The sequence below is a fragment of the Mesorhizobium sp. M1406 genome (genome assembly GCF_040317555.1).
GTDB lineage: Bacteria > Pseudomonadota > Alphaproteobacteria > Rhizobiales > Rhizobiaceae > Mesorhizobium.
Genome location: NZ_JAMYKW010000014.1, coordinates 98,757 through 124,220, shown reverse-complemented (window position 1 = coordinate 124,220; position 25,464 = coordinate 98,757). Strand labels below are relative to the sequence as shown.

The following is a 25,464-nucleotide window of genomic DNA, read 5'->3' as shown; positions in this document are numbered from 1 at the left end:
GCGTCCGGCCGGTGTTGTGTCAGGCAATGCCGTCGTCGAAGACACCGGTGCCGTCGACGCCGACCGAGAAGTTGGCGAACGCATCGGCGGTACCGCCGTCGACGTCGCTGTCGTAGTCGGTGATCTGGACAGCGAAGTCGAACGATTGGTCCGGCGTGTCCTGCCCTTGCAGCAGGTTGAAGCCGCCAATGTCGAACTTGCCGGCGACAGCCTCGATGTCGGCCACGTCGTGCCCGGTTTCGGTGTCGAACTCGACCGTGTATTTGGCGCCGAGGCCGGACACCCGCGCGCTGTAGATGCCGGTGGAGACCAAGTTGAAGGTGACGCTGTCCGTCAGATTAATGTCGAACGTCTTCTCATAGACACCGTCCAGATTGCTGTCCGTCCAGCTTTCGACCAGGTCCCCGTTGGCATCGAGCACCCTGACCCCGGTGATGTTGACCGCGGTGGCGTCGGCTATGGGATCCAGGGCAAAGGCGCGGGCCTCTGCATCGGTGTCGACCTGGCCAAGGATGGCGTTGTCGATGTCGTAGGCGAAGATGTCTAATGTCGCCAACGTATTGCCCTGCACTTGCGAGATCTCCACGGAAGCAGAGGTCACCTCGGTCGTGCCCTGGAAGCCGATGGTGTCGGCATCGTCGGCCGTTTTCTGCGTCAGCCCGCCAGTGACCCCGGCGACCGAATCGTCGTCGGGATTGTCGAGATAGACGAAGAATGCGCCGTCGTGCGGATCGAACATCTGGTTGCCGATGCCGATCGTCACCGGTCCGCCGCCCTTGGAGGTGTTGATGGTGTCGCTGGCATTGGCGCCGCTGGTGACATAGGTTCCATCGGCCTTGAGCTGCACGTCGGAACCGATCACCAGCAGAGCGGTGCCGTCGAGATCCGCCTTGTCGGCGGCGATGACGCCGAACAGGTTCTGGCCCGATGGCAGGTCGCTGAAGTCAAACGAGGTGAAGGCCGGCGGCGGATTCTCGTGGACGGTGAAGGTATACTCGCCGCTGCCGTCCTGATCGAGCACGATGTCGTAGACCAGCGTGCCGAGCGTGGCGTCCGAGTAATAGTCGATCGTCGTCTTGTCAGGCGACAGCACCGCCGTGAGGGTCGGGAAGACGTTGGTCGGCGTCGTATAGTCGGTGAAGGTGTAGGTCTTGGTGCCGTCGCCCGACAGGTTGTCGGCGGTGTTCTCGTCGGCGCCGATGATGCCGTTCAGCGAGTTGCTGACGAAATCGCCGGCCGCGAAGTCGACAACGCCGCTCAATATCTGCGCGCTGATCACCGGCACGTCGTTTTCGACATTGATGACGAAGGCATTGATGTCAGGCGTCACCGTGTCGCCGTCGGCATCCGTCGCCACCAGCACCGACGACAGGTCGAGCGCCAGGGTACCGGCATCGCCGCTGGCGGCTGCGTGGTCGATCTGGTCTTGCAGGTCGAAGGTGTAGCCGCCGGTTGCGGCCAACGCCAATGTGAACACGATGCGATCGCCAGTCCCGTCATTGGCGGTGGCGGTCAGCAGATCGCCCGTCCCGTTGACGCTGTAGGTGATCGCGTCGCCCTTCGAGGTCAGGTTCTGCAGGCCGGACGTGTCGGCCGACAGGCTGAAGGTCGCCGGCTCGTCGGCCCCGGACGTCACCAGTGATGCCACCGATCCGCTGGCCTCGTCCTGGTTGGGTATGCCGTCCTCGTCGTTGCCGTCGGAGAGATCGCCGTCCGCGACCTTGAGGTCGTCCTCCTGCACAATTGCCGATTCCGTCGCTCCCGACGCCACCGGCACGTCATTCTCGACGTTGATGACGAAGGCTGCGGCATCTGGCGTCACCGTATCGCCGTCGGCGTCGGTTGCCACCAGCAATGACGACAGGTCGATTGGCAATAGGGCGGCGTCGCCGCTGCCGGGTGGTGCATGGTCGAGCTGGTCTTGCAGGTCGAAGGTGTAGTCGCCGTTGGCGGCCAGCGCCAGCGTGAACACGATACGATCGCCAGTTCCGTCATTGGCGGTGGCGGTCAAGAGATCGCCGGCCGCATTGACGCTGTAGGTGACCGCGTCGCCGTTCGAGGTCAGTGGCGGCAGGCCGGACGTGTCGGCCGACAGGCTGAAGGTCACCGGCTCGTCGGCCCCGGATGTCACCAGTGCCGCCACCGATCCACTGGCCTCGTCCTGGTTGGGTATGCCGTCCTCGTCGTTGCCGTCGGAGAGATCACCGTCCGCGACCTTGAGGTCGTCCTCCTGCACAATTGCCGATTCCGTCGCTCCCGACGCCACCGGCACGTCATTCTCGACGTTGATGACGAAGGCTGCGGCATCTGGCGTCACCGTATCGCCGTCGGCGTCGGTTGCCACCAGCAATGACGACAGGTCGATTGGCAATAGGGCGGCGTCGCCGCTGCCGGGTGGTGCATGGTCGAGCTGGTCTTGCAGGTCGAAGGTGTAGTCGCCGTTGGCGGCCAGCGCCAGCGTGAACACGATACGATCGCCAGTTCCGTCATTGGCGGTGGCGGTCAAGAGATCGCCGGCCGCATTGACGCTGTAGGTGACCGCGTCGCCGTTCGAGGTCAGTGGCGGCAAGCCGGACGTGTCGGCCGACAGGCTGAAGGTCGCCGGCGCGTCGGTCCCGGGGTTCACCAGGGCCGCCACCGATCCGGTGGCCTCGTCCTGGTTGGGTATGCCGTCCTCGTCAATGCCGTCGGAGAGATCGCCGTCCGCGACCTTGAGGTCGTCCTCCTGCACCGTTGCCGATTCCGTCGCTCCCGATGCCGTCGGGCCGTCGTCCTCGAAACGAATCTTGTCGCCGATATCGAAATGCTCGACCACGCCCTGCGTCAATCCGAACTGGCCGATGTCGAATTTGCCCTCGACGTCCTCGACGAGGACCTGGTTGTGATCGGTCGCGGTCGTCCATTCAACCTTGTCGCCGGCGCCGAGTCCCGCGATCTCGACCTTGTCGTTGACGCCGTCCAGGTTCGAAACCGTGATGCCGTCCTGAGTGCCGTCGGTGTTGAAGGTGTAAACGGTCCCGTCGGCGGTCACCGTGATGGACGTGATGTCGATCACGCTGCCGGTTCCGAGCGCGGTGTCGAAATTGGCGCCGTCTTCATTGGGAGCCAGAAAAGCTTCGATCGTCAGCGTTGCGTCCGTGTTGCCCTGGATTTGCGAAATGACGAGGAAGCCACCGGTAACATCGAGTGTGCCGCCGAACTGCACGTTGTCGAGGTCGTCCGCTTCGTTCTGATCGAGGCCGCCGACAACGCCCGACAGATAGTTGGGGTCCGGATTGGTGACATAGGTGAAGTAGGCGCCTTCACCTGCATCGAACATCTGATTGTTGATGCCGATCGTGACGGTGCCGCCGCCTTGCGACGTGTTTATCGTGTCGCTGGAATTGGTGAAGGTGTTGTCGGCTTTCAGGTCGATATCGCGACCGATGACCACGATGGCAGCGTCGGCGTCGCCGACCGTGCCGAACAGGTTTTGCCCCGAGGGCAGAGTGTCGAAGTTGAACACCTTCGGCGAGGTTATCGCGACATCGATAAGGCCGCTGAGATCGACGGGGTCATCGGGATTGTTCGCATCGGGGTTGTCGATGGCTTCGAACTGCACCATGGAGATGTTGACGTCCGATCCACTGGTCGTGATGTAGGCGGCAAAGACCACGTCTCCCGACGCGTCGACGCCAAACACCAGGTTGTCGCCGAGCCCGCTGGCGCTGTCGATGCAGAGATAGATCGCCTCGCCGTCGAGCGTCGTGAAACTGGTCGCGACCGTGGTGGGTGGGGGACCGCCGCTGACTACGTCGTAGACGGGCAGTGCACTGCCGTCATCCTGGACGAATCCTTCCAGGGTGGAGCCGCCGCTCAGCGTGGCCACGGTATTGGTCGCCGCACCGTTCGTGGTGGAGAAACTGCTGCTCAGCCCGAGGTCGGTGAAGAGACGGGTGGAGAATGTGGCATCCAGTGACGTCACAAGGATATCGTTGTCGTTGTTGTCTTCGATGCCGGGGATTGCAACGTTGGTGTTCTGCAGCCCGGAAGATTCGTCCAGCGTGACGGAATCGGTGATGGTAATTGCCATGATCGTTGTCCCCTTGGGGTTAGATTCTAACGATCCACACATCCGATAGCCCCGGGGTGCATCTACCCGAGTGCACTCCGGTCGCGTACTGAATGAGCGGCCCTCATACGCCATTATGTCGCCAGTGAAGAGGACGCGTCCATTCTCAGTTCGATAGTATTGGGGTCAATGCCCATACCTGATCGAACGATGTACATCGTTCGATAGGTCGAGCCGCGAGAGGGGCTCGGGGTGGCCGCGCTGGTTGTGATATGCTTCCGGCGCGGTCTTGGCTGCGTGTGCCCGGCCGGGCACTCAGACTGGAGCCCGGCCCTGGGCGACTTATGGCTATTTTTCCCGCATTGCTCGGCGGAAGTTCTGCGTGATCGGCTCGGCGAGGTAGGAAAGCACGGTGCGAGCACCTGTCCGGATCATCGTCTCGCTCGACATGCCAGGCAGCAGCTTGCGGCCCTCCAGCTTGGCGAGTTCGCTCTTGTCGATCAAAACGGTCGCGGCGAAATACGGTGCCCCGCTGCGCTCCTCCACCATGCGGTCGGCCGACACGATCTCCACGACGCCCTCGAGTGGCGGCAGGTTGTAGCGGGCGAAGGCCGGGAAGCTGACGCGCGCGGGCTGCCCGGGGGCGATCGTCTCGACATCCTCTGGTTTGACCATGGCCTCGACCACGAGTTGCTGGCCGAGCGGCACGACCGTCATCAATGTCTCACCGGGTTTCACGACACCGCCCGCCGTATGGACCTTCAGATCCATGACGATGCCGTCAACCGGTGCGACGACATTGGTACGGTTAAGCACGTCCCTGGCGGAGCGCTCCTGCTGTCCGAGATCGAACAACTCCGCCTCGACCTTGCTCAACTCATCGACGGCCTCGTTCAGCCGCACCGTGTCGAGGTTCAAGACTTGCATGTCGATCTCGGCCATGGCGCTTCTGGCACGAGCGATTGCCGCGACGTTGGTGGCGCGCTCGCCCTCCATCGCCCGCTGTTGTCGTCTGAGCAACAGGTTCCGCTCGCGGGTGGTCAGCCCCTTCTTGAGCAGGCTCTCAAGGTCCTTGCTTTCATCCTCGATCGCCTCGATCTGCTTGTCTTCGGTGACGATGAGCTCCTCCAGCCCCTTTACCTCATCCTCGGTCTGGTGACGGCGCTGGCCGAGAATTTCCCGCTCGTCCGTCAGATTGTGGTGCTTTGCCGCGAACACGTCACGCTGTGCGGCCACCGAGTCCTTCACCGCCTTGGCGGGGTTTGCGAGCAACGCCGGGTCAAACCCGATCTCGGCCTTGCCGTCGCGCTCGGCCCTGAGACGCGCGGCCAGCGCTTCACGCGTTGCTATCCGGTTCTGGACCAGGTCGAGCTGCGCCTTTGCCTGTGTGTCATCGAGGCGGATGAGGACCTTGCCCGCTTTGACGATATCACCGTTGGCGGCGTTCAACTCCGCGATGATGCCGCCCTCGAGATGCTGGATGAGCTTGCGGTCGCCGGCGACCTTGACAATGCCCGGTGCCACCGCGGCGCTGTCCAACGGTGCCAGGGCTGCCCAGCCCCCGGCGACGCCGAAGAACAGGAACATGATCGCGAACCCGGTGAACGTCACGCCGGCCAGGCGCAAGGGTACCGGTTCCAAGAGGGAGGGCGGCGCGACGGGTAGTGGCACGACGTTCAATGCTGGGGAACGGGTCATGCTTCCTTGACCTCTTTGCTGTCGTTGACTTCCTTGACCACTTCGAGGGTAGGCAGCTGGGTTACCTTTGGCATCTGGGTTACCTTGCGGGCGCGGCTGGCGAGTTCGCTGAACACGGCGTCGCGCGGCCCGAAAAGGTCCTGTGCGCCGTGGCTAAGCACCAACACCTTGTCAACCTTCTCCAAAATGCTTGGCCGGTGCGAAATCAGGATCAGGGTCGTACCTGCCGCCTTGAGCCCGCCGATGACTGTAGCCAGTGCTTGCTCTCCCTCGTGGTCGAGATTGGAGTTAGGCTCGTCAAGGACAAGGACCGCTGGGTCGCCGTAGAGGGCTCGCGCCAGCCCGATGCGCTGACGTTGCCCGCCGGACAGTGCCGCACCGCCTTCCCCGATCTCGGTGGCGTAGCCCTGCGGCAACCCCTTGATCAGTTCGTGGACGCCGGCCAACTCCGCCGCCTTGACCACATTCTTGAAAACCGCCGGGTTGAGCGACGCAAAACGGGCGATGTTCTCGGAGACAGTGCCGGCGAAGAGTTCGATGTCCTGCGGCAAATAGCCGACGTGTCGACCCCTGTCCTCGGCCGCCCATTCGACAATGCTCATACCGTCAAGCAACGCGCGACCACCGGATGGGCGCCAGGCACCGGCAAGGATTCGCGCCAGGCTTGTCTTGCCGGCGCCGCTCGCGCCGATCAACGCCATCGCTTCGCCAGGCTTGAGCTGAAAACTGACGCCCTTCAGGATCGGTTCGCCGCCCTGACGGGCAAGCACAAGGTTGTCGGCCTCAAACCTGCCTTTGGGTCGTGGCAGTGGCAGAACCGGCGTGGCATCAGGGTGCTTACCGGCGACCGCGGTGAGACGCCGGTAAGCGGCACGCGCTCCGACCGTCGCTTTCCATGTGGCGATCGCTTGCTCGACAGGGGCCAACGCTCGGCCCATCAGAATCGAGGCGGAGATCATGATGCCGGGTGAAGCCTCGTTGCGAAGGACCAGATAAGCGCCGAGGCCGAGGATGGCCATCTGCAGGGCCAGGCGGTGGCAACGAGCGATGGCCGCAATGACGCCACCCCGGTTGGCGGCAAGAACCTGTCCTTTGTTTGCCTCGTCCTGATGCGCCTTCCAACCCTCCAGCAGGGGCTTCAACATGCCCATCGCCTGGACGACTTCGGCGTTGCGGATCGCTGCCTCTGCCTGTGAGTATGCTCGCGACTGAGCGCTTGTGGCCTCGGTCAGCGGTTTACGGGTGATGTACTCGTTCAGCAAAGCGAGTGCGAACAGCACGAGCCCGCCGCAAAGAGCCAGCCAGCCCAGCCAAGGATGCATGAGGAAGATGGCGGCGAAGAAGATCGGTGCCCAAGGCGCGTCGAGGATCGGGAAGATGCTCGGGCTGGTCAAGAAATTTCGCACCTGGTCGAGGTCGCGCAGCGGTCGCGCGTTAACCTGGCCTGGGGCAGACGCGGCGTATTCCACCGACGCGGTCAGGAGAACTGGGCCCAACCGTGCGTTCATCCATGATCCGACCTTGGCCAGCAGACGCCCGCGTACCACTTCCAACCCCGCGAGCGTCCCGAGTGCCATCGCCGCCATCAGCGACAGCATCACCAGCGTCTCCAGACTATGGCTGCCGAGTACGCGGTGGTAGACCTGGAGCATATAAAACGCCCCGGTCAGCATCAGCACGTTGATGCCGCCGCTGAACCAGATAAGCGGCCGGATGGCGCGTTTGGCCTCTTTCATCACCACCTGCAGGGCAGGGGGCTGTTGCTTGGTTTTCATAATTTACATCTCTGGTGTGCGGGATGACATCTTGTGCAAGAAAGGGGGGCAGCAATGGCTGCCCCCGTTGGTCAAGTGTCAGCCGACGTCAACATATATGTGCTGCGTCAACGTCTGGTCCCCGTCCGCGTCCGCCACCTTGAAGGCGAAGTCGAGGCTAGCTGATGGCGTCTCGGTCACGGTCGTGCTGAAGGCGATGTCCGTGATCTTCAGCACGTCGTTGTCGACGGCGTCGAAATTCACCAGGTTGGTGGTCGCATCGCTGCCGCCGCCAGCGCCGGCCGCCCCGTCCAGGTCAATCGCCGTGCCGGTGATCCCGTTGCCCGACTGCATGATCTGGACACCCTGCAGCAAGTAGTTTTCGGTGCCCGTGTTGTAGTCGTTCTGTTCGATGATCACGAGGCCGTCATTGTTGTCGAGCGTGAACTCGGTGCTGTACGGGCTCGGGACCAGGCCCGTCCTGAAGATGTCGTCGTTTGACACATACATCGCCCGCGTGATCGTGGAGTTGTCGTCCGAAGTGCCGGCGATGTTGTCGGCACCATCCTTGTCAATCAAGTCGAGGATCAGCATCAGGTCCTCGCTGTTGCCAATGCCGTCGAACTTGATGGCCATGCTGCCGGCGGTGGCCGTCGGGTCGGTAGCCTCGGTCGGGTCACTGAAGACGTCGCTGTCGAAGAACCGCAACGTGAGCAGTTCGCCCTTCTGGATCGTGTCACCGGCGACACCGTTGGTGCTCTGCGTCGCGGACACCCACGTTTCATTGGCGTTACTCACCATATCGTGACCATCGACGGCGAACGTGGAGTCAAAGGGGTTGGATTTCCCCTCGCCATCAGGCGTCAAGCCGAACGGGTTGGCTCTGTTGATCGCGTTGCCCGTGAACTGCACGTAGAAGTCTTCATCAGCCCCCGTGTTCGTGTCATCCGCCTGCAACTGTTCCACCACGATCTGCGGGTGGCCGACGTTGCTCGTGGGATGCTTGGACAGGAGCTCACTGGTGTGGATAAGGTCGAAGCTGAAGCCTTCGAGCGGGTCGGTCAGGGTGATGGTGTAAGTGCCGGCATCCTTGTCGAAGACGAGGGTGCCGCCCGCCGTGCCGATCTGGGTGTCATCCGCTGGGTCCTTGTCGTAGTCGAAGGTGAAGTCGAACGTCGCCGTGTCGGAAGTCTCCGACGTGAGCGTAACGATCGGAGAGATGAGTTGATTGTTCGGTGGTGGGTTCACGCCGATGATCGTGCCGGTGAGTGCGATCTGGATACCGTCAAGGGCGATGTTGGCATCGACGAAGTCGGAGTGCGTGGCGTCGTAGAACGAAGCCGGGCGGCTGTCCGCACCGATGTCGTATCCGAAGGCTCCGGTGGCCGAAGCGTTGAGCGTGTTGGCCAGCGTTTCGGGAGTACCGTCGCTACCACCACCGGATGCATCACCGTCGAACGGCACTGTGATCGTCGGCCCGTCGTCCTTGAACTCGAACGCTGTACCGATGTTGACTGACGCGCTATCCGTGTCCCCGTCGCCGTCGGTGATGATCGCCGTCAGCGTGACGAGGTTTGCGTCTGACATGAACACCGACTCGTTCGGGTCATTCGTCGGGTGAACCACGGCGCGTGACTGGTCAAGCGTCACGTTACCGCTGCCGTCCACGCTGATCGTGAACACCGTGTCGCCGTTGCCGTTCTTCCCGTAAACCACCCCATTGTTGTCTGTCGACAGAACGACTGACTGACCGGTAAGGGTGTCGATAAGACCTGACGCGCCGGACGCGTTCAGTGCGTAGGTGATGGCGACTGTCGCCGTACCGTCAGCACCACCGCTTTTCGGCGTGAAGACGCTCGAGAAGTCTATCGGGCCACCGTTTGTATTGAAGTTGGACTCGTCGACCACGACCGGTGGCACTGTGCCGTTTGCTTCGATGCTCGGGCCGTCGTCCTTGAAGAAGAGATTGTCGCCGATGTTCAGGGTGGCGAAATCATCATCCCCGTCAGCGTCCTCGCTGTGCGCGGTGAGCGTGATGAGGGCCGCCACCAGCGAGATAGCTTCGTCGTAGCTGCCGGTCGGGACGGTCCCGTTACCCGGAACGTTGTGAACCATCGCCAAGCTCTGGGTGAGCGTCACGACAGCAGTCGTGGTGTTGACGCTGACTGTGAACGCGATAGCACCGTTCTCGTCAGCAGCACCACCGTCTCCGACGCGACCGGTAATACTGCCATCAGGCTCTTTGTACAGGAAAATGTGTTCCTGCGACGCCGTGTCGGTAAACCCGCTGTCTGTGGCGTCCGCGGGGATGCCGAGCGCGAAGGTGAGCGTGCCCGGGCCGTCAGTCCCGAAGCTGTTCGGGAAGTTGTCGAGGAAGTCGCCGGTTGTAGTAGCACCGGCGCCGCCAAGGAACGACTCGTCCACGGTGAGGTCCGGGCCTGCCCCGTTGGTGTTGACGTCCGGCCCGTCATCATCGAAGTTGATGTTGGAGCCGACCTCTTGGTTCCCGGCGTTGGTTGTTTCACCGGCAAAGTGCACTTCCTTGACATCGAAATAGTCTTTCTCGGTGTCGATATTCTTGATGGTGAAGCGGTCAAAGGTCCCGCCATTCCCGCCTGCGGTCGTGAAATCGACCGTCACGCCCTCGCCGACATCGTGAAGGATCAGTCCATTGCCGGCGAGATCGACCGTGATGCCCAGCTCCAGCGCTGTCTTTGTCTCGCCGTTCAGTTTGAACGTCACTCCGGTGATATTGACTGCCGTACCGATGTCATCACCGGGGAACGCAGCGCCCTCCTCGTTGCCGGATTCGTTATAGGCGTGGATCTCGATGTCGGCCTTGGTGTTGGTCGGCGTGGACTGCGAGACCGAGAAACCCGCGCCGGAGACGGTCTCGATGTGGGTGCCATAGACAGGCCCGGCTGCGGTAAAGGTCTTACCCGCGCCCTGGGTGCCGCCGGTGATCAGGTCGATCTGAAGCTCACGGCCAAAGCGCACGTCTTGAGACGAGACACCCAGGCCTTGCGTGCTGATGTTGACTTCAGCTTGCGTGGTACCGTCGTGAGCGGTGACAAGAATCTTCTGCGGGCTCGCTGTGTCGGCGTCGAGAATATACCATTTGTTGTGTCCAGGAGGGGCGTCACCAAGCTGGCTGAAATTGAGCACGGAGGTTCCCGTGGCCGAGGCGAACACCTTGTTGAGCAGATCGATGCGGTCGTCCGGCAAGGTTGGGTCAAGATGGAACAGCGGCACATACTGGACCAGGTATAGGTCCGGGGTGGTGGTGTTGGTGTTGGTCAAGGCAAACGAGAAGGCGAGTGGGCCGTTCGCAAGAGGTGCGATGCTGGCAGAGTTGCCAATGACGCCGATTACGACGTTTGGATGTGTTAGGTCCTGGAACAGCCAGACATAATTGCCATCGACAGTCTGAATGCCGCTGTACACGCCAACGGTGGTGGAAAACGGGGTCCCGATGTTGTTCTGGGCGAGAACGACCGAGGTGATGGTTCCCCCTGCGCTCGCCGTGGCCTCCACGAAATCCTCCTTGAAGGCAACCTCCAGCGCGGTGCCGAGAGTCAGGAGATATGCCAGCGTGGGGTCGTTGCTGTACGGCAATATGGACGGGTCAATATCGTCATCTTCGACCTGAATATCGGTGGTTTCGTCGATGATGATGTCTTCAGCTGTGATTGTGATATCGGATGCCATGGAGGTTCTCCTTGGTTGAAAAACGCTTCAAGAAAAGGGAACCAGCTCCCGGATGCCGGAAATGCACCTACCCCAGTGCATTCGGTCGCGTGATGGATTTCGTCCCCATGCCTCATCGTGCCGCCGACGCGGAGGACGCGTCCATTCCCGCTTAGGTAGTATTGGGGTGAATGGCCGTACCTGATCGAACGATATATATCCTTCGATAGTTCTGGCCGGTGCCGGCGGTTGCACGGCCAATGCCGTCAGGCGGCTTTCCGGCCCGTTGACGGCATCATGTCGATGTCAGTTGAAAGCGATGATCAGATCAGGCGGTTCGGCCCGTTCCCGGGCGATCGGCGTCTTTGCCATGCGCCACCCAGGCCAGTTCCGCCCGGCTGCCGAGGTGCAGCTTCTCGTAGACGTGATGCAAATGCATCTTCACCGTGCCTTCGGATACGTGCAGCCGCTGGGCGATGGCCTTGTTGCGCAGCCCGCGCGAGACGAGATCGGCGACTTCAGTCTCCCGTCCGGTCAGCCTGGACATCGGCTGGGGCTGCGTTTCCGGCATCAGCAGTTGCTGGACGATCTTGTTGTCGATCCACTTCTTGCCCGCCGCCACCGCGCTCACGCATTCGACGAGATAGCGGTGGCTGATGCCATCCAGCACCAGACCGTCGCTGTCGAGCGCCTGTATTTCCTTGACGTCGATCCTGCCGGCCGGCTGGACGATGAAGATGATGCCGAGAGCGCTGTCGCAGGCCTTCAGCCGGGCTGAGAGACCGGTCGTCTGCGGATCCGCGATATCCAGGCCGACGATGACGATGTCTGGCCGATGGCGCTCCACATGAGGGACCACGTCGACAGGGCGGCGGCACTGGGCGACAACATCGTGTCCAGCCTTCTGCAACACCCACTCAAGACCGGCGAGATACACCCCCCGCGGGTCGGCGACAACCAAAGTCGACATACCAACACCGTCCGAAAAAACGCAACAAACTTGGTTAAACACCCGTTAAAGCACGAAACCAGAGCTCATGCGTATTGTCAAGTAAACACTAATATAGTGATTGCTATAATAACGATCCGAGGCTTTCAGACCAGCGCGGAACCCACACACCGTCACCATGTTTTCTCGGCGGACCGCCTTACGATGGCGCGACGCGCGTTTTCTCCCCGCTGACGGCGATGTCAAAACTCGCCCCCAGATTGCGGCGACTTGTGACCAAAAAAAGTGCTGGCAGCCCAACCCTAAAGCGCGTCGCGTTCGAACGGATTCAGGCGACGCTTTAGGTCCTTGTTTTTATGCATGTCGTCCTCCCAAAACCGAGGTCACTTTTGGGCGACATGCATTAGTGCATTCGAGGCAATGGGGCGGCCCGAACCGCCCGCGTGTTAAGTTCTTGGTAACCCTCACAAGTCGAACACAACTCGAAGGCCAAAAAAGGCATTGGCTTCTCGTGCCCTGCATGGATGCTGCGGTTGATATCGAGGCGAGTCCAAGGAGCAGAGACCAGCATGGCCACCGTCCTCAACGCCAAGGGCGTTCCACTCCCCTATAGCGGGTCCTCGACCAGGTGGTACTCGGCTACGAATTCCGGCCCGGCACTTTATGGCAGCATATACAACGACTCGCTCTACGGCGACAGCAGCGTCAGCGTCACGATGTATGGCGGCAAGGGCGATGACATCTACTATCTGTATTCCACGAAAAACAAAGCAGTCGAACTGGCCAACGAGGGTGTCGACACCATCTCGACCTGGATGAGCTACAGGCTCCCGGCGAATTTCGAGAACCTGACGGTCACCGGCGACAAACACTACGCTTTCGGGAACGAGCTGAACAACATCATTACCGGCGGCTCCGGCCAACAGACGCTCGACGGCTTAAAGGGCGACGATGTTCTCAAGGGCGGATCCGGGGCGGACATTTTCGTCGTGGCCCCCGGCAACGGCAGCGACCTGATCCTGGACTTCAGCGCCGAGGATACGGTGCGCATCGGGAGCTACGGCTTCACCTCCTTCGAGCAGGTGCACGCCAACATGGTCCAGTCGGGCGCGAACGTCCGACTTGATCTATCCGACACCGAGTTCCTCGTCTTCGCCAACAAGACAATCGACCAGTTCACCGCAAGCCAGTTCGATCTGGCCCTGGACAGGTCGCATCTGCAACTCACCTTCTCGGACGAGTTCAACACACTGAACCTGTGGAATGGCTCGAGCGGCACCTGGGACTCGAACTTCTGGTGGGGAGCCGCGAACGGCAGCACGCTCACGAGCAACAACGAGCTTCAATGGTATATCGATACCAGCTACGCCCCGACGAGTTCAGTCAACCCGTTCAGCGTCGAGGACGGTGTTCTCACGATTACCGCCGCCCGAGCCCCCGAGGCTATCAAGCCCTACATAAACAACTACCAATACACGTCGGGTTTGCTGACGACTCACGAATCCTTCGCGCAGACCTACGGCTATTTCGAAATTCGGGCCGACATGCCTGAAAAACAAGGCGCATGGCCGGCCTTCTGGCTTCTTCCGGAGGACGGCTCCTGGCCACCGGAACTGGACGTCATAGAGATGACCGGTCAGGATCCAAACAAGCTTCTTATGACAAGCCACTCGAACGAGACGGGAACACATACGACCGTGGCCTCGACGCCCTTCGTCTCGGACACCGGAGGGTTCCACACATACGGGGTGCTGTGGACGGAAGACGAACTCGTCTGGTATTTCGACGACGTCGAAGTTGCCCATGCCGCGACGCCCGCCGACATGCACGAGCCGATGTATATGCTGGTCGATCTGGCAGTGGGCGGCATCGCGGGAGCGCCCGCCGACGGGCTTGCGACGCCCGCGGAAATGCAGATCGACTACATCCATGCCTATTCGTTGAACGATTGGGTTATCTAGGTACAAACCCGGTGCACGCCGAAGGCAACAACCCGCAGGGTATGCGTACGAGAGCGCTGCATTGAAATCATCGATCAATTTCAGCCGGCAGCACCGCCGCCAGCATAGATTTTAGTTATTTCAACAGCTTAGCGAATTGCGGGAGAGCGCTACCGCCCTTCTTCGACCCTTGACGGTCTAGTGAGCACGCGTTGCGGCGCGCTCGGGCGGGCACGGATATGCTCATCATCTTTCGACCTGCCGCGCCCGAAACGGCCCGGGAGGGAGCGCGGCAGCTAAGCGGCTGATCGCGCCCCCAGTTCCCGCCGAACCACGACAAGCGTCGCATCGTCGGGATCGGTGGTGATGGTGAAACCCATGTCGCGCTCGACCTCGATCGCGGCACGGTTTTCACGGCTCTCGATCGCTTCGATCGCTTCGAGGCCGAGGTCTTCGGCATATTTCGCAATATAGGCGAGCAGCTCCCAGCCGACGCCCAGATGCTTGCGATCGGCGCGAATGCAGATCGCGACCTCACCGTTTCGGTCGGCTGGATCGCTTGCCAGCGTCGCAACCGCGATCAGCATTCCGTCCGCCGAGAACGCAAGAAAATTATGGATATGGGCGTCGTCTGAACGCGTCATCGCGACCAGCCGTTCATGGGAGACTTCCTTCACGGCGCCGAGAAAGCGGAAGCGCAGGTCGTCCGGCGTCACATGGGTGAAGAACTCCGCCAAGGTCGGTTCGTCTTGGGGATGCGCAAGGCGTATCTCGAAGTGAAAGCCGGTGCGTGTGGTGATTGCGCTATTCGTGGTCATATGCGGATCTCTAATCCTGGATTGTTCTGATCGGCCGGATGCAGCGGAGCCAAAGGGATATGGCTTTGCTCAGTATCTCCATGCCGCCGTTCGACGATATCCGGGTCATTCGCTCATGCAGTGGAGCGCGTCGCGCTTGACGATTTCGATGCTGCGCAGGTTGAGCAGGCGGATGACGCCCTTGTCCTTCAGCCGGGTGAAGACCCGTGAAACGGTCTCGATGGTGAGGCCGAGATAGTCGCCGATGTCCATACGAGACATGGGCAGTTCCACCTGTCGCAAGCCGCCCTGCCGTTCCGCGATGTCGACCAGGAAAGCGGCCACGCGTTCGATGGCGTTCTGGCGACCCAGGACCAGCAGGTGTTCCTGCGCGCGGGTCAAACCCTTGAGCGCCAGGGGCAGCAACTGATGGGACATGTCCGCCCCGGCATTGAGCCGCAAGACGCGCACAGCGGTGGCGTTGATTGCTTCCGCGAAGAAATGATGTGTCGTGTCAGCCTCGAAGCCGAATGTCTCGCCGGCGAGGTGGAAGGCGCTGATCTGCCGGCGGCCGTCGGCAAGCAGGCGGTAGATGCGCACGGCGCCGAACTCGACCTGATAGAGGGCTCCGGCCTTCTCGCCCTGGGCATAGATCTCCGAACCAGCGGGAAAGAAACCAACCGGCTGCAATGGTGCCGGGTCGAATACCGCCGGCAGGCTTGGCTGGACAGAATGCGACGGCAGTGAAATTCTGGAGCTCGTGTAGGCGTGCATGGCTGTTTTCCCGGTTGTTCCGTGACACAGCAATCGCGCGAATCCGCGGGTCGCGAAATTCGGTTATATCCCTACGGGAAACTACCTAGGATTCGACCGTGGCAGCACGGGAGCCGTTGATGATGGCCGGTGCATGCCCGATCTGCTCGGGCGAGGTCGGGGCGTGCCTGCCGGAGCCGATCGAGCATCTGGTCTGAGCCGTAGCCCATCGGACCGCCCATGGAAAAGCGCTACGGTCCCCGCCGGGCTCGCGGCACCGGTCGAGGATTAGATGCGGCGAATCCGACCACCGCGCTTGCCCTATTGTCATCCTGCGGTCATACGTTGGCGCTACATACCGTTAAATCTGGATTTATAGATAAATGGATAAAAAACTAGCTCTCCTTGCCTTGGCGGCGCTCGGCCAGGATACCCGGCTCGAGGCTTTCCGCATGCTCGTCCAGGCTGGCGGCGAGGGAGTTCCCGCAGGTGAGATCGCTGCACGGCTCGATACCGTTCAGAACACCATGTCGGCGCACCTGAAGGTTCTAGATCATGCCGGCCTGGTTCGAGCTGAGCGCGACGGCCGCACAATCCGCTACGTCGCGGACATGACCGGCTTCCGCGATCTACTCGCCTATCTGATGGAAGATTGTTGCAACGGCGCACCGGAATTGTGCCAGCCCGTCATTCAAGCTGTGACCTGCAAATGCTAGAAGGGAGGCGTACGCGATGAGCGAGCCGTACAACGTTCTGTTTCTCCGCACCGGCAATTCGGCCCGTTCGATCATCGCCGAAGCGGTCCTTAACCGTGTCGGTGTCGGCAAGTTCAAGGCCTATTCCGCCGGATCGCACCCCAATCAGCCTGCCGATGAACATGGTCGACAAACTTGCCCTGCAGAAGCAGCTGGACGAGATCGGCCGCAACCCGCCGAAGGCCGGCTGAGTCAAGGAACCCACCATGACTGATCATGCTTTGAACGCGGGCGAGGTGACGCGGCCCAGGATTGGCTTCGTTGAGAAATACCTGACGGTATGGGTGGCACTGTGCATCGTTGCGGGTGTGGTGCTCGGTCATCTGCTGCCGGGCGCGTTCGGCGCCATTGCTTCGGCCGAGATCGCCAGGGTCAACATTCCCGTCGCGGTGCTGATCTGGCTGATGATCGTGCCGATGCTGTTGCGCGTCGATTTCGCCTCGCTGGCCAGGGTCGGCACCTACTGGCGCGGCATCGGCGTGACGTTGTTCATCAACTGGGCGGTGAAGCCGTTCTCGATGGCGCTGCTGGGCTGGCTCTTCATCGGCTGGCTGTTTCGGCCCTGGCTGCCCGCCGTGCAGATCGATTCCTACATTGCAGGGCTGATCATCCTTGCCGCGGCACCGTGCACGGCGATGGTGTTCGTGTGGTCGAACCTGATGCGCGGCGAACCGAACTTCACACTGTCGCAAGTGGCGCTCAACGACGCGATCATGATCGTCGCCTTCGCACCCATCGTCGGTCTGTTGCTCGGCCTGTCGGCCATTGCCGTGCCGTGGAGCACGCTGGTATTGTCGGTGGTGCTCTACATCGTCCTGCCGGTGATCGTCGCGCAACTGGTTCGCGCCCGGTTGCTGGCGGCGAAGGGGCAAGCGGCGCTCGACGCGCTGCTGGCCGCCATGCAGCCGCTGTCGCTGTTTGCCCTGCTGGCAACGCTGGTGCTGCTGTTCGGCTTCCAGGGCGAGCAGATCATTGCCCAGCCGCTGGTGATCGCGCTGCTGGCGGTGCCGATCCTGATCCAGGTCTATTTCAATTCCGGCCTTGCCTATCTGCTCAACCGCATCTCCGGCGAGCGGCATTGCGTGGCCGGGCCATCGGCATTGATCGGCGCGTCGAACTTCTTCGAGTTGGCGGTGGCAGCCGCGATTGCGTTGTTCGGGCTGAATTCGGGCGCCGCCCTCGCCACCGTGGTCGGCGTCCTCATCGAGGTTCCGGTCATGCTGTCCGTGGTGTGGATCGTGAACCGCAGCCGGGGCTGGTACGAAGAGGGTGCCGCCGTCAAAACCACAATGTCGACAGAGAGGCCCGCGCAATGACCGTCACCATCTACCACAATCCCGATTGCGGTACGTCCCGCAATACCCTCGCGATCATCCGTCAATCGGGCGAGGAACCCGAAGTGATCGAATATCTGAAAACGCCGCCGTCGCGGGAACGACTGGTCGAACTGATTGCGGCGATGAGGATGAAGCCCCGCGACTTGCTGCGCGAGAAGGGCACGCCCTATGCCGAACTCGGCCTCGGCGACCCCAAGTGGACCGACGACGAGATCCTCGATTTCATGCTCGCGCATCCCATCCTGATCAACCGGCCGATCGTGGTCACACGTCTCGGCGTCGTCCTTGCCCGGCCTTCGGAAGCGGTTCTCGGCGTCCTGCCAAATCCGCATATCGGGCCATTCGTCAAAGAGGATGGCGAAGTCGTGGTCGTCAGGACGACATAGGGGCGCACCCTCGCGGTGATGCAGGTGTCGGGCGGCTCGCGGAGCTTCAGCGCCGTCAACCAGCTGCGTATTCTCGGCCGCTGGGTGCGGATGGTCACGATTCCCAACCAGTCGCCGGTAGCCAAGGCGTTCGCCGAGTTCGACGAAGCCGGCGGTCGATCTGAGCCAGAAAATTCATATTTCGAGAATCGCCGAAATTCATTTGCCCGACTTCCCAATCGCGCTTATACATATTTCCATGAAACTCGAAAAAGCAGCATCGCAACTCGAAGCTCTCGGGAACCCCACTCGACTTCAGCTCTACCGTGTCCTGGTTAGGGCAGGGGACGAAGGGCTTCCGGTTGGCAGTATCCAAGAGAAACTGGAGATTCCGTCCTCGACACTGTCGCATCACCTCAAGCGGCTTGTCGACACTGGCCTCGTGACCCAGGAACGCCAGGCAACAACTCTGATCTGCCGTGCCAACTATCCCGGCATGAATGCGTTGATTGGCTATCTGGCTGACGAGTGCTGTGCCGACGCAAAATGTGCGCCAGCGGCCAGCAAAGCTGTCGCCTGATTTTTTTTGCGCGAATAATTCGAAGATACTGGAAGGATCGAACAAATGAGCGACATCGCAAATCTCCCGGTAGCCGTCATCGGCGCGGGGCCCGTGGGCCTCGCCGCGGCCGCTCAACTGATCAGCCGTGGACTGAAGGTGAAGGTGTACGAGGCCGGCTCGCATGCAGGTTCGAACCTGTTGGACTGGGGGCACGTTCGCGTTTTCACGCCGTGGCGCTATTGCGTCGATGCGGTTGCCCGCCGGCTGCTCGAGGGCCATGGCTGGACAATGCCGGAGCTTGAGGCATTTCCCACCGCCGATGAGATCGTCGACCAATACATCGGCCCGCTCGCGCAGCTTCCGGAACTGGCACCGTCGATCGAGACCAATGCTCGCGTCATCGCCGTATCCCGCTGGGGTGCCGACAAGGTCCTCAGCAAGGGGCGTGAACAGAGGCCCTTCATGCTGATGGTCGAAACCGCAAGCGGCCGGCGCCGGGATACGGCCCGCGCCGTCATCGACGCTTCGGGCACTTGGCAAACACCGAACCCGCTTGGCGCAGGCGGCTTGTCCGCTGAAGGCGAGAGCGAGTTCGGCGACTGGATCGCCTACGGCATACCCGATATCCTCGGCCGGGACCGCCATCTCTATGCGGGCCGTACGACGCTCGTGGCTGGGGCCGGTCATTCGGCTGCCAATGCCTTGCTGGAACTGGCCAAGCTGTCAGAAAGCGCTCCAGGCACCTCTGCAATCTGGACGACGCGCGGCACCGACCTGGTGCGGATCTATGGTGGCGGCGATGCTGACGCGTTGCCGGCACGCGGTGAACTCGGCTCCGAAGTCAAGGACCTTGCCGAAAGCGGGCGCGTCCGCCTTGTCACCGGCTTTGCCACCACAGCCATTCGTGAGGTGGACGGCCGCCTGCTTGTGGACGGGCAAACCAAAGACGGTCTTCAAACCGTCGGGCCCGTCGACAGGATTATCGCGGCCACCGGCCAGCGCCCGGACCTCGCCCTGACCCGCGAGCTGCGGCTCGATCTCGATCCATGGCTTGAGAGCGTAAAGGCGCTCGGTCCTCTCATTGATCCTAACGAGCACTCTTGCGGGGACGTCCCCCCGCATGGCCACCGTGAACTCAGCCATCCGGAACCGGGGTTCTATACGGTCGGAATCAAGAGCTATGGGCGTGCGCCGACATTCCTGCTGCTGACCGGCTATGAACAGGTCCGCTCCGTCGCAGCAGTGATCGCCGGTGATATGGCGGCGGCCGATGCCGTGCATCTGGTGCTGCCGGACACCGGCGTTTGCACGGTGCCGGCATCGTTTTCCGGCTCAGCAGCCAAAGGCTGCTGCGGTGGCCCGGCGCCTGTGGCCGTTGACGCCTGCTGTGTTGCGGACGCGCAAGCCAAGGAGAAGGGCAAGGCCGGCTGCGGCTGCAGCGCCGCAGCATGACCATGTCGCCCCCGTCGGCCGCCGTCGTGCGTGGTCGTCGCACGATCATCACGACGCTCGGCGTGACACAGATCATGGCGTGGGGATCATCGTACTATCTCCCCGCGGTCATTGCGCCGGCAGTCGCCTTAGGCACAGGCTGGCCTCTGGCCTGGGTCGTTGGGGGCCTGTCTCTCGGATTGCTCACAGCGGGAGTTATCTCGCCGCATGTCGGGTCTTCGATCGAGCGGCACGGTGGCCGCAACGTTCTGGCCTTCAGCGCGGGTTGCATTGGGCTTGGCCAGATCGGACTTGCGGTAGCGCCCAATCTGGCCGCCTACATCATCGCGTGGCTCGTTATCGGCCTCGGCATGGGGGCAGGGCTCTACGACGCCGCGTTCGGAACCCTTGGCCGGCTCTACGGCCATGGGGCTCGCTCCGCCATCACCACGCTCACCCTGTTCGGGGGCTTTGCGAGCACGATCTGCTGGCCGATCTCGGCTTTTTTGCTGGGGGAGATTGGATGGCGCGGCACGTGCCTGGCCTACGCTGCGGTCCAGCTCTGCCTTGCCTTGCCGCTTTACCTTGTGATCTTGCCTCGCGGCCTGCCGCAACCGGCTGCCAAAGCCGCGTCGAGTAGGGCGGTGACGCCTGCGCTGCAAACCGGCTCCAATCTCACGATCATGATCGTCCTGGCCGCGACCCTCACCCTTGCAGCGGTAATCTCTTCGACGCTGTCAGTGCATCTGCTGACGATCCTGCAGAAGGGCGGCATGACACTTGCCGCGGCCGTTGGGCTTGGAGTCCTCGTCGGTCCCTCCCAGGTGGCCGCGCGGACGATCGAGATGGTGATCGCGCGCCTCCATCACCCGATCTGGACCAAGTTCGCGTCGGTTACCTTCGTCGCTATCGGGGTCTCGGCGCTCTGGCTCGGCATGCCGATCATCCCGCTAGCACTCGCGTTCTACGGCGCGGGCATCGGGCTGGAATCCATCGCGCGGGGCACTCTGCCGCTCGCGATCTTCGGCTCTAATGGCTACGCCAAGCTGATGGGTCGCCTTGCCATGCCGAGCCTGATTGCTCAGGCGGCGGCGCCGTCCCTTGGCGCGCTGCTGCTGGAGCGCTTCGGCGCTTACGGCACACTGGCGACGCTTTCCGGCCTTGCGCTGGTTAACGTCGCCCTGGCATGCGGTTTGGGTTGGCTGTTTTTCAGTCGAAGGGATATTCAGGTGCAGCCGCAATAGTGTGGCTGACGGTAGCGGTTGCCCACTTAACTTATTATTAGCGACTGGTAGCGGGAGAGCGCTACCGCCTTTCCCCCCACCCGTCGAACTGCCAGTTCAGGCTTCGCTGCTACGGCTGATTTAGGCGAGCCCATCTAACGACGAATCTGGGGGTCAGGAGTTCGAATCTCTTCGGGCGCGCCATTCCATCCAATTCAAATTGCCTGTCTTTTAGCCTCGCCAACGCGAGCGCGCCGGCTCGGATTCCAGATTTCAGCCGGTTTTTCAGCCGGTTTTGGAAGAACGGACATTCCTTCGAATCATATCGCAGCCTGGCGAATGGTGGCCCTCCTGTTTTCTTCTTGGTCAACACAGGGCTCGATGAGATTCGCACGCATCGGGCTGGCGGTCGTCGCGGCTAGCCGGTGTAGGCTCGAGGCAGCGGTGTTGATGTAGCCGGCTTCATGACGCAAAACCTAGGGAATGACAGTCCGAAAAAAGGCAACCCGTCTCCAACTGCCGCCGCTTGTTGCAGGCGAATGGCGTGGTGAGATCGTTGGCTCAGCCAACATCAATTTTGGCCAGTCCGTGCAGCCCGGACCACCACGCCAATCAGTCGAGTTCAGCTATGTCATACTAGCCGCGTCGCTCATCATGCCGAACGCAGCATTCAGATGGCCTGGCGTCGTCATGATCATGGCCCCAACTCCCATGAAGACAGAGCATCCCGACGCGGGCGCACTTTTTGAAGCCGATCAGCTGGCGTCGCTGAGCCTCTCCCTTGAAGTCACCAGGGCGCAATTTTCTGACATGCTGCCACGTTTCGAGGCGAAACGTTTCAGGGATTTTTACTTCTTGGTAGAGGAAAGGGAGGCAGACGGTAGATGGCCGGTGCGGAGTTGGGGCATGGAACCGCCCAGCTTTGAAATACCTACTGACGATACTCCAAGTCGCTACAAGACAGCCGCAACCGCCTATCAACCGGTCTTGCGGTCAGCCGGTGCGGGTTCGTCGTTCGCCTTGGTGTCCCTGTTCGCGTCGAGCCCCGCCAATTCCTCCCCCAATGCCGCGATTACGGCTGATACGCGACCACGTACCCGTGGAGGAAGCTGCATGAGCCCCGCGATCAGGCGCTGGCCTTCCGCGCTGGCGATAAAGTCGATGCGCTCATCGGCCGGCAGAGGCGAAGCGTTACGACTGATCTCGTCATTTCCGGGCAGACCGTCGAAGAAGCGACTGACGGGAACGTCCAAGGACCTGCCGATCTCGTAAAGCATGGAAGCGCTCACGCGGTTCCTCGCGTTCTCATATTTTTGGAGCTGCTGGAAGCTAATGCCTATGGATCGGGCAAGCTGAGCCTGCGATACGTGCGACAGGACACGAACCGTCGCGATTTGCCTGCCGACGTGCAGATCTGCGGTATGTGGGCTACACTCGGTTTCAGGCTTTGGCCATGCCTGGAAGACGCGGGAGCGTCTTGATTCCACCAATGCCTTTCGCAATTGCATCACTCCCTTGTAGAAAAGTTGGTCGCGGTAGGTTCCCCTACGAGACTCGCGAAACTTTCGAATCATAGGGGCGCTGCCGAGTGCTTGAAACGTCCTTGAGCAGTCAGCTTGGCTCTGTCTGCCCACCGATCCGACCAATATCCTCCAGGACCGAGCGGATTTGCGGCCAAGGAAACTCCGAATCGTCCTTCGACGGTTGCCCCTCCCTGAGTATGGCATCAAGCTTCGCTGCCACACCGGCAAGGGAGATAGCCGGCGTTTCCGACAATGCTTCAAGCAACGCCTCTGCCCGATCGGCTGCCTCACTCTCAGCGCGCATCGTGGCGGAATAGCCAATCACCCGGTCAGAGGCATCCCAGCGCGCCTGATGAGCCGCCAAATCGGCCTCGGCCTTCGCACCGACCGCCACGTCTACAGAACCGACGCCGACCACATCGCGAAGCGCCTCAAGTGAGTGCAGCGTAACGGTCCTACCTTCGGATAATTTGATCACCACACTAGGAAAGCCGACTGTCTCTACGAGCTTCCGTTCCAAACGCTGCTGCTCACGGCTCAACCGTTCAGTCTCTTCGTGAGCAGCTTGCCATTTGCGCGACGCTGCTACCGCAGGGTCGGCCGATTGGTCTCTTTCGAAATCGATGCAGGCAGTCGTCGCTGGCTGCGATCCGGTCGTTGCAGTTCCCGTGCGCGTATGCGCCGTCCTGCACGTGACGGGAGGCAAAGTCGTGGTATTGTCGGAATCAGCCATGATCCGAGCTCCAGACAGCTTTGGTTGTGGTCAAGCCGGGCGACGTGTTGGCGCACGTCGTTCGGCTGAGAATCGCGAACCACAAATTACGTACATACCGTACAATACGGACATGCCCATTGTCAAATACGCCTGATCCTGTTGAGACCAAAACTGAGCGCTTCGAATTGCGACTCTCGAGTGACTTGCTTGCTCGCGTTGATGAATGGCGTCGCAAACAGCCCGATCTTCCCACTAGATCGGAGGCGTTTCGCCGGCTAGTGGAGGCCGGCCTAGGCTCGAAATAGTCGGAAGCCCACCGCAATCCTTGTGGCTTAGCAGTCAACAAGGCGTGCTGTTCGCTTATTTTATCGAATGATCTGTCGCAGCCAGTGCGCCCACCCACCTAAGTCGTCAGGCATGCGCTCTATCTCCGCAGGGTTGCTACTGGGCCGGCTGTGGAAACGTGTGCAAATGGCCAAGGCGGGACCGCCGGTTGGCCTTCCCACGGCGGAGGTCACTCCGGACGTAGAATGGGTCAAGCCCGGCATCAGGGCGCGCGTGAAGACCCTTCGCGGCGAGCCAAAGCTGCGGCATGCATCGGTGCAGGATTTTAGGTAAGAGAATTAGCCTGTATGGATTCCGTGCGGGGAACCAAGCAAATGTCGATCCGGACCAAAGCCAATGAAGCAGGTGTTTTCGGCCCGACCGAATTGGCCTTGCTAGGACGGGTTTTCGAGCAACTAAAGCTCGACGGCCAATCGCCCGATGCACGCGATGCGCTCGCCTCTCGGATCATCGCAAACTACATGTCCGGACTGATTGACGAAGCCGAGCTTATCTCTCTTTCAAAACAGCCGCTCGGCCGTTAGTGCCTATAGCGCCTTGCCTGCGCGTATCATGGCGCGTGCGATTGCCAGTTGCCCGTCACGAAAAGTGCTGCCAGGCAAACGCGCTTCATCGCCTTGCCTTTCGCCAGCCCATTGCCCCTTCCTCTACGGCCGGCAATGGGTCTGCGGTTTTCATTTCTTGGTGAGAAAGGCTTTGCAAGCCGGCGTGAGTTCGCTGAGGTGCTGCTTAAGGCAGCCTTGGGCCTTAATTTCGTTGTCCATGTGGCATACTCGCTTGGCGTCTGACCTACAAGGTGTCTTCCAGGCTTCTTTCGCTAATGCGGCGTCGGTGAGAAAAAGCGATAGAAAAGCCAGAAGCGCTAGTTGAACCGTTTTTCCATTCTGCATGATTATTTCCCCCTTCAGAATTGAGCGCAGAAGCGCGGACATTTATATACGCTCTTCCTAATATAATTGGAATGCACCTCAAGGATGAAGTCGGGCCGGCGCCAGGACGCGCAAGGCGCTTCGCGACGTAAGGTAGCACAATCATGGCGCGATCTTGATCGCTGAGCAACTCAAAGTAGAACCTGCGCGTAGGCAAGATAGCCCGCGCAGCCTTCGCCGGGCTATTGGCAACCGAGCGGCGCCAGGAATATAATCCTTCGTTGCGGCGACCCATTCAACGGAGATTCGCCAATGGCCAGAACCAAATTATCCAAGCACCTTTCACAGGCTGAGATCCACCGCTTTTTGACCGAGGCCGAACGGCTGCATAAGAGCATCGTCCAGCCGCTTCTGTCGCCTAGCAGCGAGCATTACCGGGCGCTGCAAAACACCCATGAGGCGCTGTTGAAGACGATCAAGGATATCACCGGCAGGGGATGCGCCGTTCATTCAGTGGAACGGGACCGGCCCGGCCAACACCGGTCAAACCGGATTGACGGAACATTAGCAATCTCTAACTGTTTGTACTTGCGGCAACGATGCTCACCCCATGGTTGCTGAAGATCGTGATTTCACCAGCCCGATCGGCCCGCGCCTCCCGCAAGTGGTGCGACAGGGCCTCGCCGGTAACACCGGTACCACAACCGCGA

At 61.1% G+C, this 25,464-nt stretch carries 19 protein-coding genes and 2 pseudogenes; 11 read left to right on the top strand and 10 right to left on the bottom strand.

The genetic code is table 11. The features are described from left to right. Positions 1 to 19: 19 nt before the first annotated feature. The 5 genes from NKH03_RS14955 to NKH03_RS14935 form a co-directional block, all read right to left on the bottom strand. Entirely contained in the window at positions 20 to 4,072 is a 4,053-nt protein-coding gene (locus NKH03_RS14955) for a T1SS-143 repeat domain-containing protein (RefSeq protein WP_352968950.1), read from the bottom strand. A 327-nt stretch (positions 4,073 to 4,399) separates the two neighbouring features. Next, the gene (locus NKH03_RS14950) at positions 4,400 to 5,749 is read right to left on the bottom strand and encodes an HlyD family type I secretion periplasmic adaptor subunit (RefSeq protein WP_352968949.1); all 1,350 of its coding nucleotides are present in this window, start codon (positions 5,747 to 5,749) and stop codon (positions 4,400 to 4,402) included. Next, a complete protein-coding gene (locus NKH03_RS14945; RefSeq protein ID WP_352968948.1) occupies positions 5,746 to 7,524 on the bottom strand; it encodes a type I secretion system permease/ATPase in 1,779 nt (592 codons plus the stop codon). The genes NKH03_RS14950 and NKH03_RS14945 overlap by 4 nt, the downstream gene beginning before the upstream one ends. 78 nt (positions 7,525 to 7,602) lie before the next feature. Further along, positions 7,603 to 11,211, bottom strand: a complete 3,609-nt coding sequence (locus NKH03_RS14940; protein WP_352968947.1) for a DUF5801 repeats-in-toxin domain-containing protein — start codon at positions 11,209 to 11,211, stop codon at positions 7,603 to 7,605. A gap of 307 nt (positions 11,212 to 11,518) precedes the next feature. After that, positions 11,519 to 12,160 carry a response regulator transcription factor gene (locus NKH03_RS14935; RefSeq protein ID WP_352968946.1) on the bottom strand — a complete coding sequence of 214 codons (642 nt, stop codon included), beginning with the start codon at positions 12,158 to 12,160 and terminating at the stop codon, positions 11,519 to 11,521. 548 nt (positions 12,161 to 12,708) lie between these two features. Between NKH03_RS14935 and eglC the strand changes: the two genes are divergently transcribed. Continuing rightward, a complete protein-coding gene (gene eglC / locus NKH03_RS14930; RefSeq protein WP_352968945.1) occupies positions 12,709 to 14,100 on the top strand; it encodes an endo-1,3-1,4-beta-glycanase EglC in 1,392 nt (463 codons plus the stop codon). Positions 14,101 to 14,375: 275 nt separating this feature from the next. Here eglC and NKH03_RS14925 read toward each other — a convergent pair whose 3' ends face one another. Further along, the gene (locus NKH03_RS14925; protein ID WP_352968943.1) at positions 14,376 to 14,897 is read right to left on the bottom strand and encodes a GNAT family N-acetyltransferase; all 522 of its coding nucleotides are present in this window, start codon (positions 14,895 to 14,897) and stop codon (positions 14,376 to 14,378) included. A 105-nt stretch (positions 14,898 to 15,002) separates the two neighbouring features. Beyond that, on the bottom strand, positions 15,003 to 15,650 hold the full coding sequence (locus NKH03_RS14920) for a helix-turn-helix domain-containing protein (protein ID WP_352968941.1): 648 nt from the start codon (positions 15,648 to 15,650) through the stop codon (positions 15,003 to 15,005). Between the two features lie 362 nt (positions 15,651 to 16,012). On the opposite strand from NKH03_RS14920, the gene NKH03_RS14915 reads away from it, so the two are divergent. From NKH03_RS14915 to NKH03_RS14885, 8 genes and pseudogenes are all read left to right on the top strand, one after another. Beyond that, a complete protein-coding gene (locus NKH03_RS14915; protein WP_352968940.1) occupies positions 16,013 to 16,345 on the top strand; it encodes an ArsR/SmtB family transcription factor in 333 nt (110 codons plus the stop codon). 16 nt (positions 16,346 to 16,361) lie between these two features. After that, a pseudogene (locus NKH03_RS14910) lies at positions 16,362 to 16,487 on the top strand (arsenate reductase/protein-tyrosine-phosphatase family protein); the annotation flags it as partial. Between the two features lie 103 nt (positions 16,488 to 16,590). After that, positions 16,591 to 17,700, top strand: a complete 1,110-nt coding sequence (arsB, locus tag NKH03_RS14905; RefSeq protein WP_502913519.1) for an ACR3 family arsenite efflux transporter — start codon at positions 16,591 to 16,593, stop codon at positions 17,698 to 17,700. After that, positions 17,697 to 18,107: an arsenate reductase (glutaredoxin) gene (arsC, locus tag NKH03_RS14900; protein WP_352968938.1), complete on the top strand. Its 411-nt coding sequence runs from the start codon at positions 17,697 to 17,699 to the stop codon at positions 18,105 to 18,107. The genes arsB and arsC overlap by 4 nt, the downstream gene beginning before the upstream one ends. Further along, a pseudogene (locus tag NKH03_RS35025) lies at positions 18,108 to 18,287 on the top strand (arsenical resistance protein ArsH); the annotation flags it as partial. A gap of 58 nt (positions 18,288 to 18,345) precedes the next feature. Next, entirely contained in the window at positions 18,346 to 18,666 is a 321-nt protein-coding gene (locus NKH03_RS14895; protein ID WP_352968937.1) for an ArsR/SmtB family transcription factor, read from the top strand. 45 nt (positions 18,667 to 18,711) lie between these two features. Beyond that, complete coding sequence (locus tag NKH03_RS14890) at positions 18,712 to 20,100, top strand: FAD-dependent oxidoreductase (protein WP_352968936.1); 1,389 nt, start codon at positions 18,712 to 18,714, stop codon at positions 20,098 to 20,100. A 2-nt stretch (positions 20,101 to 20,102) separates the two neighbouring features. After that, positions 20,103 to 21,323, top strand: a complete 1,221-nt coding sequence (locus NKH03_RS14885) for an MFS transporter (protein ID WP_502913521.1) — start codon at positions 20,103 to 20,105, stop codon at positions 21,321 to 21,323. 956 nt (positions 21,324 to 22,279) lie between these two features. On the opposite strand, the gene NKH03_RS14880 is transcribed toward NKH03_RS14885, so the two are convergent. After that, positions 22,280 to 22,810: a helix-turn-helix domain-containing protein gene (locus tag NKH03_RS14880; RefSeq protein ID WP_352968966.1), complete on the bottom strand. Its 531-nt coding sequence runs from the start codon at positions 22,808 to 22,810 to the stop codon at positions 22,280 to 22,282. Positions 22,811 to 22,913: 103 nt separating this feature from the next. After that, positions 22,914 to 23,558, bottom strand: coding sequence for a hypothetical protein (locus NKH03_RS14875; RefSeq protein WP_352968934.1), 645 nt, complete (start codon positions 23,556 to 23,558; stop codon positions 22,914 to 22,916). Positions 23,559 to 24,199: 641 nt separating this feature from the next. Between NKH03_RS14875 and NKH03_RS14870 the strand changes: the two genes are divergently transcribed. Beyond that, positions 24,200 to 24,409, top strand: a complete 210-nt coding sequence (locus NKH03_RS14870; protein ID WP_352968933.1) for a hypothetical protein — start codon at positions 24,200 to 24,202, stop codon at positions 24,407 to 24,409. A gap of 150 nt (positions 24,410 to 24,559) precedes the next feature. On the opposite strand, the gene NKH03_RS14865 is transcribed toward NKH03_RS14870, so the two are convergent. Next, positions 24,560 to 24,817 carry a hypothetical protein gene (locus NKH03_RS14865; RefSeq protein WP_352968931.1) on the bottom strand — a complete coding sequence of 86 codons (258 nt, stop codon included), beginning with the start codon at positions 24,815 to 24,817 and terminating at the stop codon, positions 24,560 to 24,562. A 249-nt stretch (positions 24,818 to 25,066) separates the two neighbouring features. Here NKH03_RS14865 and NKH03_RS14860 point away from each other — a divergent pair, with 249 nt between their 5' ends. After that, complete coding sequence (locus NKH03_RS14860) at positions 25,067 to 25,375, top strand: hypothetical protein (protein ID WP_352968930.1); 309 nt, start codon at positions 25,067 to 25,069, stop codon at positions 25,373 to 25,375. Positions 25,376 to 25,464: the final 89 nt, after the last annotated feature.

Coding starts and splice junctions, on each gene's coding strand:
- NKH03_RS14955 (WP_352968950.1), bottom strand. CDS start 4,072: ATGGCAATTACCATCACCGATTCCGTCACGCTGGACGAATCTTCCGGG.
- NKH03_RS14950 (WP_352968949.1), bottom strand. CDS start 5,749: ATGACCCGTTCCCCAGCATTGAACGTCGTGCCACTACCCGTCGCGCCG.
- NKH03_RS14945 (WP_352968948.1), bottom strand. CDS start 7,524: ATGAAAACCAAGCAACAGCCCCCTGCCCTGCAGGTGGTGATGAAAGAG.
- NKH03_RS14940 (WP_352968947.1), bottom strand. CDS start 11,211: ATGGCATCCGATATCACAATCACAGCTGAAGACATCATCATCGACGAA.
- NKH03_RS14935 (WP_352968946.1), bottom strand. CDS start 12,160: ATGTCGACTTTGGTTGTCGCCGACCCGCGGGGGGTGTATCTCGCCGGT.
- eglC (WP_352968945.1), top strand. CDS start 12,709: ATGGCCACCGTCCTCAACGCCAAGGGCGTTCCACTCCCCTATAGCGGG.
- NKH03_RS14925 (WP_352968943.1), bottom strand. CDS start 14,897: ATGACCACGAATAGCGCAATCACCACACGCACCGGCTTTCACTTCGAG.
- NKH03_RS14920 (WP_352968941.1), bottom strand. CDS start 15,650: ATGCACGCCTACACGAGCTCCAGAATTTCACTGCCGTCGCATTCTGTC.
- NKH03_RS14915 (WP_352968940.1), top strand. CDS start 16,013: ATGGATAAAAAACTAGCTCTCCTTGCCTTGGCGGCGCTCGGCCAGGAT.
- arsB (WP_502913519.1), top strand. CDS start 16,591: ATGACTGATCATGCTTTGAACGCGGGCGAGGTGACGCGGCCCAGGATT.
- arsC (WP_352968938.1), top strand. CDS start 17,697: ATGACCGTCACCATCTACCACAATCCCGATTGCGGTACGTCCCGCAAT.
- NKH03_RS14895 (WP_352968937.1), top strand. CDS start 18,346: ATGAAACTCGAAAAAGCAGCATCGCAACTCGAAGCTCTCGGGAACCCC.
- NKH03_RS14890 (WP_352968936.1), top strand. CDS start 18,712: ATGAGCGACATCGCAAATCTCCCGGTAGCCGTCATCGGCGCGGGGCCC.
- NKH03_RS14885 (WP_502913521.1), top strand. CDS start 20,103: ATGTCGCCCCCGTCGGCCGCCGTCGTGCGTGGTCGTCGCACGATCATC.
- NKH03_RS14880 (WP_352968966.1), bottom strand. CDS start 22,810: ATGCAATTGCGAAAGGCATTGGTGGAATCAAGACGCTCCCGCGTCTTC.
- NKH03_RS14875 (WP_352968934.1), bottom strand. CDS start 23,558: ATGGCTGATTCCGACAATACCACGACTTTGCCTCCCGTCACGTGCAGG.
- NKH03_RS14870 (WP_352968933.1), top strand. CDS start 24,200: ATGTCGATCCGGACCAAAGCCAATGAAGCAGGTGTTTTCGGCCCGACC.
- NKH03_RS14865 (WP_352968931.1), bottom strand. CDS start 24,817: ATGTCCGCGCTTCTGCGCTCAATTCTGAAGGGGGAAATAATCATGCAG.
- NKH03_RS14860 (WP_352968930.1), top strand. CDS start 25,067: ATGGCCAGAACCAAATTATCCAAGCACCTTTCACAGGCTGAGATCCAC.